Raw genomic sequence first — 15943 nt, 5'->3', positions numbered from 1 at the left:
CTGTATTGTTCCACCTGGATGCGTTGCCAGGTTAAAAACAGCGCTGATGATCACCGTTCAGGAGAGAACCTGTGGCTGAGAGCCTATCCCTCGTCGCCGTACCCGATTTCACTGCCGCCATGACCAGCGGCAAGACTTTTCAATTGCTGGGCCGTCCAGCCAGGGCCAGCGTGCTGTTCTTTTATCCGAAAGACAATACGCCTGGCTGCACCACGGAAAACATCGCGTTTCGCGACGCCTACGACAAATTTACCGCCGCCAATGTGGATATTTACGGCATCAGCCGCGACTCGCTGCGCTCGCACGAAAGCTTCAAGGCCAAACTGGAGCTGCCGTTCGAACTGATTTCCGACCCGGACGAAGCCATGTGTTTGCAGTTCAACGTCATGAAGATGAAACAGATGTATGGCAAGACGGTGCGCGGCGTCGAGCGCAGCACGTTTGTGATTGACGCTGAGGGGCGAATAGTGAAAGAATGGCGAGGCGTGAAGGTCGCAACTCACGTGGAAGAAGTGCTGGAATTCGTGGCGCGTCTGAACTGATGCGCATGTCGGGTTTGCAGCAAGCGTCGTTCAACCTATCGTTCAGTTCACAGCAGCTATCGCCATTTTGAGTCAACGAAGCGCCTCACTCCACTCCGCCAGCCGGGCCGTGCGCCCGCTGATGGACCTCCTTACCGGCCCCACGGCCGGCCAGCCGGCAGTCATATCGTCCTGTTCCATTGTTGTTCCCGCATCCACCCCATGCTGTGCCGCCATGAATTGGCTGCCGGTGGGAGATTCATTCCAGAAATTTTTTGATTGAGATCCTGATGCCACTGCCAAAATTACCGAGCAAGCCAGCCACCATCCTGGCCACAGAAGATTATCCAACCGCAGGCGCAGCGCGCCCGGCCACCAAAACCCCGGCAGCCAAGAAAGTGGCTGCACCGATCATTGAAGCGGCGATCGCCGAAGTTGCAAAACCGGTCCGCAATGCGGCCACCAAAATCAAGCAAGTGGCGGCATTGATGGTCGCCAAGCCGGTGCCAGCGCCGGAAGTTGCACCGGTTGCACCGATTGCGGCCGCGCCAGCACCAGCGGCCAAGGCCAAGCCTGCAGCCAAGGCCAAGGCGCCAGCCAAGGTCGCCGAAGTGCCAAGCGCCAAAGTCACGCCGATCAAGCCTGCCAAGCAGGCAGAGCAATCCCATCCGGCCAAGCACAAGCCGGTCGAAGTGCAACTGAAATCGTCGGCCAGCCGTTCTGCCGACCAGCGTGGCGTGTCGAAACTGTTCGTGCTCGATACCAACGTGCTGATGCACGACCCATCGTCGCTGTTCCGTTTCGAAGAGCACGACGTCTACCTGCCGATGATGACATTGGAAGAGCTGGACAACCACAAGAAGGGCATGACGGAAGTGGCGCGCAATGCCCGCCAGGTCTCGCGCACGCTCGACGCCTTGATCAGCAACACCGATGACGACGCGATCGAACACGGCATTCCGTTGGCCAAGCTGGGCAACAAGGACGCCAAGGGCCGCTTGTTCTTCCAGACGCGTTTGCAAAGCGCCGACCTGCCCGCCGGCCTGCCTGTCGGCAAGGCCGACAACCAGATCCTGGCCGTGGTCCGTTCGCTCGAATCGGAACAGGATGGCCGTCCGGTGGTGCTGGTGTCGAAAGATATCAACATGCGCATCAAGGCTCGTGCGCTGGGCCTGCCCGCCGAAGACTACTTCAACGACCATGTGCTGGAAGACACGGACTTGCTGTACTCGGGCATCGTGCAGCTGCCGGACGACTTCTGGAACAAGCACGGCAAGGACATGGAATCCTGGCAGGAAAGCAAGAACGGCTACAGCTCGACGTTCTACCGCGTCACCGGCCCGTTCATTCCATCGTTGCTGGTGAACCAGTTTATCTACCTGGAACCGAAAAACGGCGAAACGCCGTTCTACGGCCAGGTGAAACAGATCAACGGCAAGACGGCCGTGCTGCAAACCCTGCGCGACTTCAGCCACACCAAGAACAATGTGTGGGGCGTGACGGCGCGCAACCGCGAGCAGAACTTCGCCCTGAACCTGTTGATGAATCCGGAATGCGACTTCGTCACCCTGCTGGGCCAGGCCGGTACCGGCAAGACCCTGCTGGCGCTGGCCGCTGGCCTGGCGCAAGTGCTGGAAACCAAGCTCTACAACGAAATCATCGTCACCCGCGTGACGGTGCCGGTCGGCGAAGACATCGGTTTCCTGCCGGGTACGGAAGAAGAAAAGATGTCGCCATGGATGGGCGCCTTCGACGACAACCTGGAAGTGCTGAACAAGTCCGACTCGGACGGCGGCGAATGGGGCCGTGCCGCAACGCAGGACCTGATCCGCTCGCGCATCAAGATCAAGTCGCTCAACTTCATGCGCGGCCGCACCTTCGTGAACAAGTTTTTGATCATCGATGAAGCGCAGAACCTGACGCCGAAACAGGTCAAGACCTTGGTCACGCGCGCCGGTCCCGGCACCAAGATCCTGTGCCTGGGCAATATCGCCCAGATCGACACGCCGTACCTGACGGAAGGCTCGAGCGGCCTGACCTATGTGGTCGACCGCTTCAAGGGCTGGTCGCACAGCGGCCACGTCACCCTGGCGCGCGGCGAACGTTCGCGCCTGGCCGATCACGCCAGCGAAGTGTTGTAAGTTTTATCAAGGCAGCGCCAGCTGCCGCAGTATTCAAAAGCCCCGGCCGCAGCGATGCGGTCGGGGCTTTTTTCTTGCCCGGCGCTTCAGGCGCTTATGTGCTTTCCTGCTGGCGCAACTCGAAGACCTCGCCATTTTTCTGCAGCAAGCCGCGCAACAGCAGGTCGTCGAGACGCAGCCGGATGGTTTCGCGCAGTTGCGGGCTGGTCGCCTTGAAGCCGAACAGGCGCGCCACATACTGGGCAATCTCGACCAGCCCGGCGCCGTAGTTCTTCTGCAAGGTGTCGAGTATGGCCACCTCGATTTCCTGCGGCGGCAGCATGTCGGGCTTGCGCAAGGTGTCGGACACCACGGCGCCACGGTCGCGGATGGCGACCACCGTATCGGCCATGCTGAGGAAGCGCCCGGTCATCAGCATGCCATCAAAACGGATGGCGGCATGGATGGCGCGTTCCACCGCCGCCTGGATGCGCGCGCCGCTGCGTTTCAGACCCCAGGCGGCGCGCAGGCGCACCATCACCTCATCGGCATGCACCGGGCCTTCCAGGCGCACGATCTGCTTGACCAGTTCGCTCAAGGCCGCCACCGTCATGTCGTGCAGCTCGTCGGCATAAGCGGGCTTGACGGGAGTGGCCTCGACATAGGCAGCGGGCCGCTTGCTGCCCTGCCGTTCCAGGCCGATTTCCGCATGGTCTTCGCGCTCGACAGTGACCACCGACACACCCGGCTTGCGTTCCTGGCGGCCATGGAGTTCGGCGCGCGCCGCCAGCTCCACCTTGGCCGCATCGATGGCGAGAATCAGGCGCTGCAATTCGTTGTTGGGCCGTTGAAACCAGTCCAGGCTCCAGATGCGGTGGATGATCCAGCCATGGTCTTCCAGCACCGCCTGGCGCAGCCGGTCGCGGTCGCGCGCCGAACGCGAGCGATGGTAGGACTCGCCGTCGCATTCGATGCCCAGCAGGTAGCGGCCCGGATGCTCGGCGTCGGCAATGCCCAGGTCGATGAAAAAGCCGGCGATGCCCACCTGCGGATGCACTTCGTAGCCGCAGGCCTTGACGACGTCGGCCACCTGCACTTCGAACGGGCTGTCATACTCTCTGCCGGACACGCGCGACAGGCCCAGCTTGCCGGTGCGGGCGAAATGCAGGAACAGCTTGAAGGCGGCCACGCCACGGCCCCTGGCCCGCTCCAGGTCGATGTCTTCGTCGGTAATCGAGGCGAACACCTCGCAGCGGCGCTTGGCGCGGCTGATCAGCACATTCAGGCGCCGCTCGCCGCCCTCGGCGCTCAGCGGGCCAAAGCGCATGGCCATGGTGCCGAGCTTGTTGCGGCCATAGCCGACCGAGATAAAAATCACGTCGCGCTCGTCACCCTGCACGTTTTCCAGGTTCTTGATGAAGAACGGTTCGCTGGCATGCTGCTGGAAAAACGCTTCCACGTGCGGATGCTGGCGGCGCAACAGTTCCAGTTCATCCTGGATCGCGCGCCTTTGCTTGACCGAAAAGGTGGCCACGCCCAGCGAGTGTTGCGGCGCGTTGCGCGCATGGTCGATGATGGCGGCGGCAATCACCTTCGCCTCTTCCGCATTGGTGCCGGTATTGCCGGAATCGAACACGCCGTTGGCGATATGGTGAAACTGCAGGCCCATGCCCGCTTCCTGGGTGTACGGACTGGGCACGATAAACAGCTTGTTTTCATAGAACTGACTGTTCGACACCGCGATCAGCGACTGATGGCGGCTGCGGTAATGCCAGCGCAACATGCGCTGCGGCAAGCCGCGTGCGGTAAACAAGCCCAGGATGCTTTCGATATCGGACACCTGCGCGTCATCGTCGCCATCTTCGTCCGGCTCGGCGCTGGTCATCTTGGAGAAGAATTTGGTCGGCGGCAACTGGCGTTCATCGCCGACCACCACCACTTGGCGCGAACGCGCAATCGCGCCCAGGGCATCGACCGGCTGGATCTGGCTGGCCTCGTCCATCACCAGCAAATCGAAACTCAATTGCCCGGCCGGCAGGAACTGCGCCACCGACAACGGGCTCATCATGAACACCGGTTTCAAGGCCTGGATGGCGGGCGCGGCCCTTTGCATCAGGCGCCGGATCGGCATATGGCCCTTGCGCTTGGCCATTTCGCCACGCAGCACACCCAGCGGGCCGATGGCGCCACCGCCCTGCGGAATGCGCCGGTGATGGGCGCGCACCACTTCCAGGCTGGCGGCGGCAATGCGCTCCTTGTCCATCTGCGCGAAATTGGCGGCCAGGCGGCCGTGCAGGTGGCCGTCGAAATGCGCCAGCGCCTCGTCGTTGCGCACCTGGTCGGCAAACAGCGCCTCGAAGTACGCCATGGTAAATGTGCGCATGGCGTCCCTCGGCACCAGCGCGCCCGCTTCCAGTTGCGTGACGATCTCGCCGATGCCCAGCTGGCGCGCCTTGGCGCAGCGGTCGCGGTACATCACCCATTTGGACAGTTCTTCGGCAAACTCGATCCACAGTCCCAGCCGGCCCAGCAGGGCAAACGCCGGCAAGTCGATGATGGCCGGCACCTGGAACAGTTTCTCGTTATTGGTGCACAGCTCGCCGTACAGCGCGTCGAGCTCAAGCAGGAACTGGCCCTGCGCCGCCTCGATTTCCAGCGCGCGCCGCAAGGGCGCGGCGCGGTCATCGTGGCGCGCCACCATATGGCGCAGTCGTTGATGTCCGGCCAGCCACAGCGCACTGGCGCGCAAATGGCTCCAGTCCGAGTGCGATCCCTGCCATGCCGCGCCGAAGGCGCCAGCTGCCAGCTGGCCTGCGGCGTCGAGACGGGTCTGCAGCGCCTGCATCTCGATCAGCAGGTCGAGCCGGGCAATTTTTTCAGCCGTGCCGGGCGGCACGTTCAGCATGACGGACGCACAGCCGACCTGGCAGCCATCGAGCCGCGCCACCTGCTCCGCTATCCGTTCCAGCGATGCAAGCTCCACGCTGGTCCACTCGCGAAACGCGGGTTCATCCTTCCAGCCGTTGAACCACATCGCGTCCAGCAGTGGCCGGATTTCCTGCAGCAGGCTGGCCAGCAGCACAGCGCGCCGGCTGATCTCCGCGCGGTCCGGCAGCTTGCTGGCGATCATGCGCGGCTGCGCGCCCAGGCCACGCAGGCTGCGCATCCATTCCACCAGCGCCAGCAGCGGCGCCGAACGCGTCTGCTCGCCGCGCCAGTCGGCGCCAAAAGCGCCACTGCCAAAGGTCTGTTGCGAGGCGATGCGTTCGATGAGTTTGCGGCCTTCGGCAAGCTCATCGAGCATTTCCAGCTGCTCCGGCAGCGGCGCGTCCGGATTGCGCAAGATGCCCTTGACCTGCTTGCTGGCGGCGCGCCATTCGCCATTGACGAAACGCAGCAGGCTGTCGCCATGGGCGGCCAGCGTTTGTCTTGCCGGTACCAGGTCGAGCTGCCAGGCGCCACTGCTGACCTTGCCTTCCAGCCGCGCCTGCAAGCCTTCCAGCGCGGCAACTGCCTGCGCCAGGTCGGCAGCCTGTTCCACGCCCTGGTCCCACACGGTAGAGACGAACACGTCGGGACTCACGTCGGGCGCGGTCGCCACCTTTTGCGCCGTCTGCACCAGGCGGTTGATCTCGCCGTAGCTGGCCAGATAAATCGCCGCATCGACACCGAGCAGGCGGCCCAGCAAAGCCACCTCGCCGGCCAGCCGGCCAAGCAAGGTTTGCAAGGTGGCGGCCCGCTCGAATGCCTGCGCATTCGCATGAGGCGGCAAGCCGGCCAGTTGCTGGCGCAAGTCCAGCACATCGCGCTGCCAGGCATCGGGCTTGACCTCGCCGGCCAAGGCGGCCGTGACACTCTGCAACCGCAGGCCATCGTCGACCAGGGAGACAAGCTCCGCTGCCTGGCTGTCCGAGACGGGCGAGCGCAAGGCTGCGGCGGACAGATTGGGCGCGGCGGCGACCTCGCGCGCCAGCTCGATCAGATAATCAACGTCGCGCAGCACGGCCGGCGCCACGGTGTCGAGCGACAGGGCCAGATCGGCCTGCTGCGCGGCAAGCTCCTGGCAACGCGCCCGCAAGGCCGTGATGCGCGCCACCAGGCGCTCGACGTCATTCGGCAGTATCACCTTGAGCGCCACGCCGCGCCATGGATGGTCCTGCGGCTCGCCGATATCGACGATGCGCTGCGCCAGTTCCTCGACCACGGCCAGGCGCTGCTGCACCTCGTCGGGCGACCAGCTTTCGGGCTGCTGCAGCCGGATATCGACCGGTTTCACATTTTCCTGGCGCAGCTTGCTCAGTTCACCGATGACCTGGTAGGGCGTCAGCCCGGCGGCGGGGTGCCGCTGGTGCAGGCGCGCGCTGTGCGCGTTGAGCTCATTGCGCGCCGCCAGCAGGCGGCTGTTCAGGGTGGTGGCCGTGTCGCCCTTGGGCGAGCCCAGTTCCGAGGTGCGGCGCAGCTCGTCGAGAAACATCTTCTTGTTGGCTTTATTGCTGTGCAATTCGATACAGGCGTCGCCCACGCCGGCCTGGTCCAGGCGCCGCTTGACCACTTCCAGCGCGGCCATTTTTTCCGCCACGAACAGCACCGTCTTGCCGTCCGCAATTGCCGAGGCAATCACATTGGCAATCGTCTGCGATTTGCCGGTGCCGGGCGGACCTTGTATCACCAGATTGCGCCCGGCCCGTACATCGTGCACGGCCAGCGTCTGCGAGCTGTCGCAATCGACGATATGCAGCAGCTCGGCCGGCGAAATATGCTGGTCCAGATTGGCGTCTTCGGGGATGGTCGACTCTTCAAACGCAAAACCATCGGCCAGCAGCCCGCGCATCAGCGGCTGATTCGTCAGCCCGCCTTCCGGCCAGGTGGCCGGATCGAGGTCGCGGTACATGAGGAACTTGGAAAACGAAAAAAAGCCGAGCACGATATCGTCGCCATCGACCACCCAGCCTTCCTTGGATTTGACGGCTTCGCGCACGGCCTCGATATACGCCAGCGGATCGAATTCGTCGCCCGCTTCATAGGCCGGCATTTTCAAATGATGCACGCGTTCGAGAAACGCTTCCAGCGACAGATTCGAGGAATGGTCTTCCTGGCGCCATTTCAATTTGAATTGTTCGGCCGCGTTACCGCGTTCCAGGCTGACCGGTATCAGTATCAGCGGCGCATGGCGCACGTTTTTGGCATTCAATGGATCGAGCCATTTCAGGGTACCGAGTGCCAGGAAGAGGATATTGACGCCCTGCTCTTCTTCCAGCGTACGCGCATCGAGATACATGTCGAGCAGGCGTTTCTGCAGCCCTTTTGACGTCAGCCGCGTTTGCAGTTTCGTATCGGCATGGCGATTGAAGACGCCGCGCTCATCGACACCGTTATTCTCGGGCTGCGCCAGCTCGCCGATTTCATCGGCGTCTGCTGCATCTCCCGTTTTATCGAGGTCGACCTTGTTTGCTTCCCTGCCCGGCAAAAAAGTGAAAGGCCGGCTTTCCGACACCATCAGGCGAAAGACTTCGCTGGTCTTTTCATCGACCACATCGATGGTGCGCGCCGTGGTGGACGAACGCGGAATATTGAGCAGGCGGTTGCGCGCCGTCAGGTCCAGCAATTCGGTGCGGGCGCGTTCCAGTTTCGCATCCGCCGACAGGCTGGCCTGTAAAAACGTTGATTCAAATGCTGGTACTACGACGTCGGCGTCATTCATTGTCGTCTCATCACTTCACTATAAATTGAACCGCTCGGGTTTTATCTGCAACTTTACTCCCTAACTATCCTGAATGAAGTGCAAGCGACGTTAAAACACTTTGAATCGTATCGGCGTGATGTTTCAAAATCACTCCCAGATGATTTCCAGCGGCTTGCCCGGCTCCAGTTCCGCCTCCTTGCCGGACAGCGGGTATTCACGGTGCCCCAGCAGCACACGGGTAACCAATATCCTGTAGCTGCCGTCATGCAGGAAATGCACGACAAAGTAGTTGGCATGGGAGTCATAACGGGGTACCGGCACGACCTTTTCCACCCGGATGTCCTGGCCGTTTTTTACCGTGTACATGAAGACCGTGACTGTCATGCCCGGCTTCCATCGCGTGGGGACTGACACAGAACCCATCATGCTGCCGCCGCCCTCGCCTGGCCCCAGATAACCTGCCTCATCCCACGAGCCGTCCGCCAGCCGTACGACATAGCCACCGATCCCATGCTCGGTATGGTTATAGCCGACCAGACTCAAAAGCATGGTCCGCTCACCACAGCCGGCGCTGAAACAGGATAAAACGATCGCCAGCAAAGCCACAACGCATCTGTTCCTGCACCTCATTCCCTGTTCTCCCTGTCACGGCCGCAATGCCGCATTTCTGCACAAGATTGCCCATCTTATAACATCCCAAGCGGAGCGCAGTTTCTGCAGGCAACATGTTCTAATGCGGTTCGCCAACTTTTCCTCCGTCCTATGCACCCGGTCTTCCAGTTCCTGCTCGCCACCTTTCTGTTCATGCTGATCCATGTGTCCGTGATGGCCCTGTGCGCCCGTGCTTTTGGCATCACGATACGCCGCATCGCTTATGGCGTGGGCCCGACCCTGCTTTCAATCGGCAAGGCGCAGCTCAAGCTGCTGCCGTTTGCCGGCAGCGTGGTGCTCAAAGATACGCGTGAAGAAGACATTTACGACGACGATCGTGGCAACGACATTTATAACGAGCGGCCCCTGTGGCAGCAACTCACCGTGCTGCTGAGCGGGGTGGCGATGCCCTTGATACTGGCGCTGGGCTTGCTGGGCGCGCAGGGCTGGCCCATTTTTACGGCCGCGTTTCCACAGATTATCGCGGGTGCGCTGGCGCCGTTGAGCACTGCGCAACTGCTGCTGTCCGATGGCGAGGCGTTTGCCGCTGCGCACGGCTTTGTGCTGGTGTTCGCCCTCGTCAGTGTGAAACTGTGCGCGCTCAACCTGCTGCCGTTTGGCGGGCTGAACGGCGGCCAGGCGCTGCTGGCCCTTGCGCGCGGCGGCAAACCGTATGTGGCGTGGGAAGAGACGGTGGCGAAATGGCTGCTGTTGCCGGGACTGGCGGTGTTGCTGGCGTGGCTGGTGGCGTTCGGGGCGTATTGCTGGAGCCAGGCATGAGCACGCTGCCCTGGACACGACAGTGGGCATGGCTGTGCGCACTATGCCTGATGGCAATAAGCCTCGCCCATGCCGCCATAACGGTGCCGCCGCTGCAATCGCATGTCAATGACGTGGCAGGCGTGCTGGCCGCGCGTGGCCCGGCGATCGACGCGACACTGAAAGCCTTCGAAGCGCAGAGCGGGCACCAGGTATTCGTGCTGACGGTCGACCGCCTGCCTGCGGACACCTCGATCGAGGCCTATGCCGTGGCCGTATTCGAACAGTGGCAGCCGGGCCGCAAGGGTCGTGACGATGGCGCGCTGTTGGTGATCGCCACCGGAGATCGCAGCATGCGGATTGAAACGGGGTATGGACTGGAAGACAGGCTGACGGACTTGGCTAGCGCGCGCATCGTGCGCGAAGTCATCACGCCACGCTTCAAACAGGGCGATATCGAGGGTGGCGTGGCCGATGGCGTCGAGGCCATGCTGACCGTGATTGCCGGCCAGCCCTTGCCGACCCAGGCGGCGGCCGCCCAGCCTGAAGAGAAGACTATCTCGGGCGCGGCAAAATGGATCGTGCTCGGCATCTTCGGTTTGCTGGCGCTGTTTGCGCTCGGCATGTCGCTGTTTGCCGGCGTATTCGGCCTGCTGGCCAGTATCGCGGTCGCCGTGGTGGTGGTCATGCTGGCGGATGGGGACGTTCGCGCCTGGGTGGGTGGCGGCGTGCTGGTGCTGGCCTGGCTGCTGCTGCGCTGGAAAATGGTGGCGGCGAATGTGCGCAAGTATCACCTGCCCAAGGCGCGGCACAAGGCGCTGGCCTGGCTCAAGGTGTATCTGTTTGCACTGGGATTTGCACGCGGCGGGCCGCAACGCAAGCGCGAACGAGATGACCGAAGCAGCGGCGGTAGCCACAGCTCGTCGGACAGCGGTTCGTCAGAAAGTGGCACTTCAGGAGGAGGCGGACGCTCCGGTGGCGGTGGAGCGTCTGGCTCGTGGTAAGACCAGCAGGCCTCACCACGATATGATGGATGCTTAGCCTACCAGCACCAGCTTGCGGTTAACGAACTCCATGATGCCCAGGTCCGACAGTTCGCGGCCATAGCCGGAATGCTTGACGCCGCCAAACGGCAGGTCCGGCGCGGTAATTGCCGGCGAGTTGATAAAGACCATGCCGGTCTCGATGCGGCTGGCCAGTTTCTTGCCGCGCGCGATGTCGGCCGTGATGATGGTGCCGCCCAGGCCGAATGGCGAATCGTTGGCCAGGGTGATCGCCTCGTTCTCGTCTTTTACGCGGAAGATCATGGCGACGGGCGCAAAGAACTCCTGGTAGTAGACGGGATTGTCGGGCTTTACATCGGTCAGGATGGTCGGCTCCATGAAATAACCGGTGCGGTCAACTTGCTTGCCACCCAGCAGCACTTTCGCGCCGCCTTCGACCGCCTGGCCGACTTGCTTGACGGCCAGCTCCAGTGCCGCCTTGCTCGACAGCGGCGCCAGGGTGGTGGCCGCATCCATCGGGTCGCCCGCCTGCAGCTTGGCCAGTTCGGCCTGGAAGCGCTCGACAAAGGTATCGGCGATGCTGTCGACCAGGATGAAACGTTTCGAGCCGTCGCAGACCTGGCCCGAGTTCTGGATGCGGCCGATCACCGCCAGTTTCACGGCCAGGTCCATGTCGGCGTCGTCGAGCACGATAAAAGCGTCGCTGCCGCCCAGTTCCATGGTGGTTTTTTTCAAGGCCTTGCCGGCGGTGGCGGCAACCGATGCGCCGGCGCGTTCGCTGCCGGTCAGCGCCACGCCCTGCACGCGCGGGTCGGCAATCGCGGTGGCCACCTGCTCGCTGGAGAAGAAGGCATTGGTGTAGGCACCGGCTGGCGCACCCGCGTCGGCAAACAGTTTTTCAAACGCCAGCGCGCATTGCGGCACGTTGGACGCATGCTTGACGACCAGGGTATTGCCGGCCATCAGGTTCGGGCCGGCCACGCGGGCCAGCTGGTAGTACGGGAAGTTCCATGGCTCGACACAGAAGATCACGCCCAGCGGCGCGATTTCCACGCTGGCTTCGCCACGCTTGACGTCGAGTTTCTTTGGCGCCAGGAACTGCTCGGCATTGTCGGCGTAATAGTCGAGAATCTTCACGCACAGCGACACTTCCTGCTGCGCTTCCTTGAACAGCTTGCCCATTTCCAGCGTGATCAGCTTGGCGAAATCATCGCGCTGCTCTTTCAACAGCATGGCCGCTTTCTTGACCACTGCCTTGCGCTCGGCGAAGCTGCGCTGGCGCCAGTCGCTCTCGAAGGTGGTGGCTGCCTGGGCCAGGATGGTTTCCATTTGCGCGTCGCTGTGCGGCGTGAAGGTTTGTTCGATCTGTTCGCTGTACGGATTCGTGGTCTGATAGCTCATCTGTTTTCCTTTGTCATGACGCCCCGCGATTGCATGGGTAGCTTTTAAGTATGCGCGGTGAAAGCAAACGCTACCGTTCGGGGACGTACATAGTGGCGGCCTCAAATATTTGCCCAAAAGCAGGACTGGACGTATCCTTGTTGTTTTAAATCTGCTTGTTTTAAATGCATGGGAGCACCATCATTTTCCGCTACCCCGCCCTGCTGGCCATTCGGGCTTACCAGCGCTATCTGTCGCCGCTAAAGGGATATGCGTGCGCCTTGCGCGTGCTGACCGGGCGCGACAGCTGTTCCGCCTACGGTTACCGCGCCATCGCACGCTTCGGCCTGCGACGCGGAATGGCGTTGCTGCGGCGGCGCCTGCAAGCCTGCAGCCAGCACTTGCATGCACACCGCGCCGCATCACCAACCACGCCAGCCACACGCTACGTTACTGCACGTCATCGGGCGCAAGCCGGCGATTGTGACTTGCCGTGCGCCTGCGACGCCATCGACCTGCTTGATTGTTGCGACTGGCCGCGCAAAAAGAAGAAACGCGATTGATTATGATATTTATGAAATATACATTCATAAAATGAATAACTGCCATAGCGACTCTGAATTGGCCGCCCGCCTGCCAGCGGCCTATACTCCCGCCGTCTCCTCACCACTGCCACCCATGCTTACCCTTCCCAGCCCGCACCCCCTGCGGGCTCGTTGTTCGCCATACTTTTTCGCTCTGCCTACCCTCTTCGGGAGCACGCCATGATCGTGCGCGAACGCCCTTCGGCGCTAAGGCTGTTCCTGATCGTGCGCGGGTCGATTCTGCCGCGCATCCGCGTCACCCTGATCGTCAATACCCTGATCGCCACCCTCGTCACCTGGTGCCACGGCACGCTGTTCGACCACAAGGTGATTCTCACCACGATACCGTTTACGCTGATCGGCCTGCCGCTGGCGATCTTCCTCGGTTTTCGCAACACGGCCGCGTATGACCGCTACTGGGAAGGGCGCAAGCTGTGGGGTGAACTGGTGCTGCGCAGCCGCAATTTTTCGCGCCAGTGCCAGAGCATGATTACCGGCGACACGGTGGCCCATGCGAAACTTGGCCTGGACGACGTGCGCGTGCGCATGGTCTGCCGCACGATTGCCTTTTGCCATGCGCTGCGCCACCAGTTGCGCGACTCGAAATGTGCGGCCGACCTGCAGCCGCTGCTGCGGCCCGGCGAATGGGCACTGGCCTGCAAGTCGTCGAACCCGTCCGACTACCTGATGCAGCAGATGGGCCATGACCTGGCCACCTGCGTGCGTGAAAAACGCATCGACACCATCCTGGCGGCACAGCTCGACAATTCGATCTCGGCCATGGTGGGCGCCGGCGCCTCGTGCGAACGCATCCGCGGCACGCCGATTCCGTTTTCGTACTCGCTGCTGCTGCACCGCACGGCCTATCTGTACTGTTTCCTGCTGCCATTCGGCCTGGTCGATTCGCTTGGTTTCATGACGCCGTTCGTGGTGGCCATCGTTGCCTATACCTTCTTTGGCCTCGACGCGCTCGGTGACGAGATCGAAGAGCCGTTCGGCGAAGACGCCAATGACCTGCCGCTGTCGGCCATCTGCCGCACGATTGAAATCAACCTGCGCGAATCGTTGCAGGACGAGCAGCTGCCGCCACCGATGCAGCCGCAAAACTTCATGCTGACCTGAGGCGTACACCGCTTGACCTTCCCATGGCGGCAAGGCTTATAGTGGTATCACACTCACTTACAGGAGCATGAATATGTACCAGTTACAAGTTGAAAACATGACTTGCGGCCATTGCGTCAGCGCTGTCACCAAGGCCGTGCAGTCGGTCGATCCGCAGGCGCAGGTGCAGATCGAGCTGGCAGAAAAAAGCGTCAAGGTCGGTTCCGACAAGGCGCTCGCGGCCATCAGCGCGGCCATCGTCGAAGCCGGTTATCCGGTGACCAGCGCGCAGCCGCAATAGTTCAGCCATCGAGTTCCGGGTAATGCCGGAATATCCCTTCTTCAGTAAATGGCAGCCGCCTTGCTGACTTGAGGTAGCGCGCGATATTGGGCCGCGCCGCCACGCTGTCGTGCAACTCGAACAGCGCCTGGCAGCGCGGCGCCAGCCGTTCCATTGCCTGCGGAAATGCGTAGCGCAGGCCGGCAATCATCTGGAACAGCGACAGGTCGCCGTAGGTCAGTTTCGGCCCCACCAGGAAACGGCCTCGGCTGCCGTTGTTGGCCAGCACCTGCGTGAAATAGTCGAGGAATTTCGGCAAGCGCGTGGTGCGAAAGTCCCTGGCACGCAAGGCGGCGGCCGCCGCCTGGTCTTCATAATACTGGCCCATGGCAAGCGGATGATGCGTGTCGTGCACTTCCGTCAGCCAGTCGGCCATGGTCAGCTGCAGCTGGTTCAGCCACAGCCGGCCAGCCTCGGCGCGCGGCGCCAGGCCCAGTTGCTTGCCCAGATAAAACAAAATATTCGGCGTCTGCGCGATCAGCAGCTCGCCATGGCCAAGCACGGGCGGCGCATACGCCACCTGCGGCGTGACATCGCCGTCGAGGCAGGCCAGCATGGCCGGCATGCCCTGATGCTTGCCCTTGCGCTCGGGCAGACGCGCCACATCCTGGTAGCTGGCGCCCGCTTCTTCCAGCGCCAGGCGGACGAATTCGCCGCGCCCCTGGATGGTGGGCCAGTAATACAGCAGATACGGTGCACTCATGGGGCTTGCCTTTCAGGAATCGTTTTGGGAAGGCGGCTTGACGTCGTCGCCCAGCACATCCTGTACATATAACATGATCATCAAAATGACGAGCACGGCCGTCAACGGTGTGGCCAGCGCCACCCCGGCCAGGCCGAACAGGGCGCCGAACAGCAACTGCATCACCACCGTCAGCGCTGGCGGCAACGACACGGTTTTCGCCTCGATCAGCGGCGAGACCAGATAGCCTTCGAGCAACTGGATCACCACGAACAGGGCGATGGTCGACGCGCCCAGCGTAGGGCTGGTCGAGAACGCGATCAGTACCGCCGGCACGCCGGCCATCAGCGGCCCCACGTAAGGAATAAAGTCGAGCAGGCCGGCGATCACGCCGAGGATCAGCGCCAGCGGCACGCCCAGCAGCGACAGGCCGATGGCGGTGGCGCAGCCGACCACCAGCATGGACACCGATTTCCCTACCAGCCATTGCGCCAGCGTATGGCCGATCTCGTCGATCACCTGGCGCGCACGCAGGCGGTGCGCCTGCGGTATCAAGGTAATGAAGCCTTCGATATACACCTTGGGCTGCGCCGCGAAATACAGGCCGACAAAGGCGATAATGATCACATTGCCGAAGGCGCCCAGCAGGCCGGAAAAGAACAGGCCTGCGTTCGGCACCAGGGAGAGCAGCTGTTTGCGGATCTGTTCGCTCGACGGCAGGTCGGTGGCCAGGCTGCGCAAAAAGGCATTCTTCTGCACCGCGGCCCTCAATTGTTCGATGGTCTCCGGCACCACCGTGCCCAGCTTGGCCGCCTGCTCGCCGATCTGCGGCGCCATCAGCGCGCCGCCGCCACCGATCACCGCCAGCAACACCAGCACCACCAGCGCCAGCGCAATGCCGCGCCGGCAGCGCAGGCGCGCAGCCAGGCGCCGGCTCAGTTCGTGCAACAGCAGCGCGAACAGGGTGCAGGCGAAGATCAGCAGCAGCACATCGGCGCCAAACCACAAGGCGGCCAGCGCCAGCATGAACAGCACGCCCAGGGCATAGACCACGGCCACGCGCTGCACGAAGCTGCGTTCGACGGGAGGAGGCGATTTGGAATGCATGGCCCGCCGCG

At 62.3% G+C, this 15943-nt stretch carries 12 protein-coding genes; 7 read left to right on the top strand and 5 right to left on the bottom strand.

Features of this window, described 5'->3' with window-relative positions; genetic code table 11:
- Positions 1-71 precede the first annotated feature (71 nt).
- Both AC0Z42_RS06040 and AC0Z42_RS06035 read left to right on the top strand, forming a co-directional pair.
- Positions 72-542, top strand: coding sequence for a peroxiredoxin (locus AC0Z42_RS06040; protein WP_485467342.1), 471 nt, complete (start codon positions 72-74; stop codon positions 540-542).
- 269 nt (positions 543-811) lie between these two features.
- Positions 812-2662 (top strand): PhoH family protein, encoded by a 1851-nt coding sequence (locus tag AC0Z42_RS06035; RefSeq protein WP_485467341.1) that lies wholly within the window; start codon positions 812-814, stop codon positions 2660-2662.
- Between the two features lie 94 nt (positions 2663-2756).
- Here AC0Z42_RS06035 and AC0Z42_RS06030 read toward each other — a convergent pair whose 3' ends face one another.
- Positions 2757-8342, bottom strand: a complete 5586-nt coding sequence (locus AC0Z42_RS06030; RefSeq protein WP_485467340.1) for a DUF3320 domain-containing protein — start codon at positions 8340-8342, stop codon at positions 2757-2759.
- Positions 8343-8471: 129 nt separating this feature from the next.
- Positions 8472-8873, bottom strand: a complete 402-nt coding sequence (locus AC0Z42_RS06025) for a DUF3304 domain-containing protein (protein ID WP_485467339.1) — start codon at positions 8871-8873, stop codon at positions 8472-8474.
- A 213-nt stretch (positions 8874-9086) separates the two neighbouring features.
- Here AC0Z42_RS06025 and AC0Z42_RS06020 point away from each other — a divergent pair, with 213 nt between their 5' ends.
- On the top strand, positions 9087-9755 hold the full coding sequence (locus AC0Z42_RS06020; protein ID WP_485467338.1) for a site-2 protease family protein: 669 nt from the start codon (positions 9087-9089) through the stop codon (positions 9753-9755).
- Entirely contained in the window at positions 9752-10738 is a 987-nt protein-coding gene (locus tag AC0Z42_RS06015; protein WP_485467337.1) for a TPM domain-containing protein, read from the top strand. The genes AC0Z42_RS06020 and AC0Z42_RS06015 overlap by 4 nt, the downstream gene beginning before the upstream one ends.
- Before the next feature lie 33 nt (positions 10739-10771).
- On the opposite strand, the gene AC0Z42_RS06010 is transcribed toward AC0Z42_RS06015, so the two are convergent.
- Entirely contained in the window at positions 10772-12139 is a 1368-nt protein-coding gene (locus tag AC0Z42_RS06010) for an NAD-dependent succinate-semialdehyde dehydrogenase (RefSeq protein WP_485467336.1), read from the bottom strand.
- 164 nt (positions 12140-12303) lie between these two features.
- Here AC0Z42_RS06010 and yidD point away from each other — a divergent pair, with 164 nt between their 5' ends.
- The 3 genes from yidD (at position 12304) to AC0Z42_RS05995 (ending at position 14104) form a co-directional block, all read left to right on the top strand.
- Positions 12304-12681, top strand: coding sequence for a membrane protein insertion efficiency factor YidD (gene yidD / locus AC0Z42_RS06005; RefSeq protein WP_485467335.1), 378 nt, complete (start codon positions 12304-12306; stop codon positions 12679-12681).
- Between the two features lie 201 nt (positions 12682-12882).
- The gene (locus AC0Z42_RS06000; RefSeq protein WP_485467334.1) at positions 12883-13824 is read left to right on the top strand and encodes a bestrophin family protein; all 942 of its coding nucleotides are present in this window, start codon (positions 12883-12885) and stop codon (positions 13822-13824) included.
- A 73-nt stretch (positions 13825-13897) separates the two neighbouring features.
- Positions 13898-14104 carry a heavy-metal-associated domain-containing protein gene (locus tag AC0Z42_RS05995; protein ID WP_485467333.1) on the top strand — a complete coding sequence of 69 codons (207 nt, stop codon included), beginning with the start codon at positions 13898-13900 and terminating at the stop codon, positions 14102-14104.
- A gap of 1 nt (position 14105) precedes the next feature.
- Here AC0Z42_RS05995 and AC0Z42_RS05990 read toward each other — a convergent pair whose 3' ends face one another.
- A complete protein-coding gene (locus AC0Z42_RS05990; protein WP_485467332.1) occupies positions 14106-14846 on the bottom strand; it encodes a glutathione S-transferase in 741 nt (246 codons plus the stop codon).
- A gap of 12 nt (positions 14847-14858) precedes the next feature.
- Positions 14859-15932: an AI-2E family transporter gene (locus AC0Z42_RS05985; protein ID WP_485467331.1), complete on the bottom strand. Its 1074-nt coding sequence runs from the start codon at positions 15930-15932 to the stop codon at positions 14859-14861.
- Positions 15933-15943: the final 11 nt, after the last annotated feature.

The sequence above is a fragment of the Janthinobacterium sp. 1L-D-8-B-C4 genome (assembly GCF_057291295.1).
The sequence above is the reverse complement of the archived record's forward strand: the minus strand, read 5'-3'. Positions and strand labels throughout refer to the sequence as shown.